Source organism: Clostridium sp. OM05-9, from assembly GCF_003481465.1.
Classification (GTDB): domain Bacteria; phylum Bacillota; class Clostridia; order Lachnospirales; family Lachnospiraceae; genus Coprococcus; species Coprococcus ammoniilyticus.
The window spans coordinates 1-3173 of the sequence record NZ_QULF01000010.1 but is presented as its reverse complement, the minus strand read 5'-3'; the positions used below and the strand labels follow the sequence as shown (position 1 = coordinate 3173).

The following is a 3173-nucleotide window of genomic DNA, read 5'->3' as shown; positions in this document are numbered from 1 at the left end:
AAACAAATTCGGATTTGACGAGGTAATGAGCAGTGCATGGACAAGATGAAAACAGACGCTGGGAGCTTGCTCACAGGCGGATGATTTTCAGATTGGACATATAGTGCGATAGCACGCATGAGTGCAGGCGAAGCCGTAGCGAATGTAGCACTGTGAATGTATCGGATAAGTCAATAAAGAAAGATTTGTAAGAATAATGTAGATGAAAGTAAAAATAGGTGAATTGACAAAGATAAAGACAGGTAAGCTAGATGCCAATGCTGCATCTGAAGATGGACAATACCCATTTTTTACATGTTCAAGGGAACCGTTAAAAATATCAACATATTCATATGATTGTGAATGTGTACTGGTGGCTGGTAATGGTGATTTGAATGTTAAGTATTATAATGGAAGATTTGATGCCTATCAGCGTACATACATAATTGAAGATAATGGTAGCGGCAAGTTATATATGCCATATCTGTATTATTTTATGGAAGATTATATTGAAGAACTTAGAAAGCAAGCTATTGGAGGGGTAATTAAATATATTAAACTTGGAAATTTAACAGATGCCATGATTGAATTGCCATCAATCAATGAGCAGAAATCTATAGTTGATATATTGGAAAAAGCAAAGAAAATATTAGACAAACGAAATAAAGAAATTAGTGCTTTAGGTAACCTCATCAAAGCCCGATTTGTCGAGATGTTTGGGGATTCAGTTTTAAATGAAAAAGGTTGGAAAACTAAACCATTATTAGATATGGGAAAATGTAAGAATGGTATGAATTTTCATTATGATGATAGCGGAGTGGAAATAAATTGTTTAGGGGTAGGCGATTTTAAGGATTTATCAGTAATAGATAATACTGAACAACTCCCAACAGTATCGCTGAATGAGATGCCATCTGAAGAATACTTGTTAAAAGATGATGATATTGTATTTGTCCGCTCAAATGGAAATAAAGCATTGGTGGGAAGGAGTGTTGCGGTTTATCCAGGGGATATTCCGACTACTTTTAGTGGATTCTGTATAAGATATAGAAAGTATGATAATGCGGTTACAATCCCTTATTTATTAAGAGTTTTAAAGGCGGATTCAATAAGAAAAAAGATGGCTGGGAGAGGCGCAAATATTCAAAATCTAAATCAACAGATTTTGGGGACTTTAATAATTCCAGTCCCGCCAATTGAATTGCAAATGGAGTTCTCTGATTTCGTTAAGCAAGTCGACAAATCAAAAGTTGTAGTACAAAAGGCACTTGATGAGACGCAGATTTTATTTAACAGTTTAATGCAGCAATATTTCGGATAAATAGATTGGATAAGGGGGGGATTATCATATGCAAAATTAATATAATGCAAATTGTTGGATATTTGATATGATCTCAAATTTTTTTCAAACCATAATGTAGATGTGTTTGTAGAATGTTTATGAAAAATAAGGTAAAGACTGGTGTAGGATGTTGGTACATTCGAAAGGAGTGTATGAACATGCAGGAGAAGTTAGTAAAAATTTTAAATGAGATGGCAGAATATCTGAGTATTGCTCAGATGAAGAAGTTACAAGAAGTACTTTTGGAAAATTTGGATGAATCACATGAAGAAAAAACAGAAATAAGTAATACAGAATATTTGCAATTGTATTTGGATGCTAAAAAAATTGAAGGTTGTTCGGAACGAACATTACAATATTATAGAGTTACAATTGAAAAGTTATTGTTAAGGGTTGTAAGTCCGATTCGGAAGATAACTACAGAAGAGATTCGAAGTTATCTTTCAGAATATCAAAAAATTAATAATTGCAGCAAAGTAACCGTTGATAATATACGCAGAAATATTAGCAGTTTCTTTTCTTGGTTAGAGGAAGAAGATTACATATTAAAGAGTCCGATGCGACGCATTCACAAGATAAAGACGAAACAACCAGTAAAGGAAATTATTTCTGATGAAGCTATTGAGCGGTTACGTGATAATTGCAAGCATCCTAGAGATCGGGCAATGATCGATCTGCTATATTCAACAGGAATTCGAGTTGGAGAATTAGTTAATTTAAATAGGGATGATATAGATTTTGAGGCACGAGAATGCGTTGTTTACGGAAAAGGAGATAAAGAACGGCGTGTTTATTTTGATGCAAAGGCCAAATTGCATATGAAAGAGTATTTGGAAAGCCGAAAGGATGATAATCCGGCATTGTTTGTAACATTGGATAGTCCTTATGACAGATTAAAAATAAGCGGAGTAGAAATAAGAATCAGAGAGTTAGGAAGAAGACTACATCTTACGAAGATTCATCCACATAAATTCAGAAGAACCATGGCTACAAGAGCAATTGATAAGGGAATGCCGATAGAACAGGTACAGAAAATTCTTGGACATTCACAGATTGATACTACAATGCAGTATGCAATTGTAAACCAAGGAAATGTAAAAGCATCACATCAGAGATATATTGCGTAATTTAGGGGAATTTCCTCAAATTCGGATTTGACGAGGTAATGAGCAGTGCATGGACAAGATGAAAACAGACGCCGGGAGCTTGCTCGCAGGCGGATGATTTTCAGATTGGACATATAGTGCGATAGCACGCATGAGCGTAGGCGAAGCCGTAGCGAATGTAGCACTGTGAAAGCACTGAGTAAGCTGATGAAGAATTGTAGGGATTGTATTATGGATATGCTGTATGTAGAAGACTGTTGTGAGATACTTGATTCTATGCGAGTGCCTATCACAGCATCTGAAAGGGAAGAAGGAGAATATCCTTATTATGGAGCAAATGGTATTCAAGACCATATTGCTGATTATATTTTTGATGATGAACTTGTACTATTGGCTGAAGATGGAGGTAATTTTGGTTCCAGAGAAAGACCTATTGCATATAGAGTTTCTGGAAAATGCTGGGTTAATAACCATGCACATGTATTAAAGCCAAAAACGGGATTGGATGTTGATTATCTATGCTATTCGTTAATGTTTTATAAGGTCGATGGAATGGTTAATGGTGCTACAAGGCAAAAATTAACCCAAGCTGCTATGCGAAAGATGCAGATTCCATTAAGAAGTATGGATAAGCAGAAATATATTGTTGATGTACTGAATCATATCATTAAGTTAAAAGAGCGGCGCCAGCAAGAATTACAGTTATTAGACGACCTCATCAAAGCCCGATTTGTCGAGATGTTTGG

3 protein-coding genes are annotated in these 3173 nt (G+C 35.4%); all 3 read left to right on the top strand.

From position 1 onward, the window contains the following. The first annotated feature begins 202 nt into the window (after positions 1–202). Positions 203–1300: a restriction endonuclease subunit S gene (locus tag DXB77_RS12875; RefSeq protein WP_118663539.1), complete on the top strand. Its 1098-nt coding sequence runs from the start codon at positions 203–205 to the stop codon at positions 1298–1300. A 179-nt stretch (positions 1301–1479) separates the two neighbouring features. Beyond that, the gene (xerA, locus tag DXB77_RS12870) at positions 1480–2448 is read left to right on the top strand and encodes a site-specific tyrosine recombinase/integron integrase (RefSeq protein WP_117785512.1); all 969 of its coding nucleotides are present in this window, start codon (positions 1480–1482) and stop codon (positions 2446–2448) included. 210 nt (positions 2449–2658) lie between these two features. Beyond that, positions 2659–3173, top strand: a 515-nt coding sequence (locus tag DXB77_RS12865; RefSeq protein WP_182439422.1) for a restriction endonuclease subunit S, incomplete at its 3' end; no start/stop codon positions are given.

Excerpts from the sequence above, each read along its gene's own strand:
- xerA (WP_117785512.1), top strand. The coding sequence starts at position 1,480 with ATGCAGGAGAAGTTAGTAAAAATTTTAAATGAGATGGCAGAATATCTG.
- DXB77_RS12875 (WP_118663539.1), top strand. The coding sequence starts at position 203 with ATGAAAGTAAAAATAGGTGAATTGACAAAGATAAAGACAGGTAAGCTA.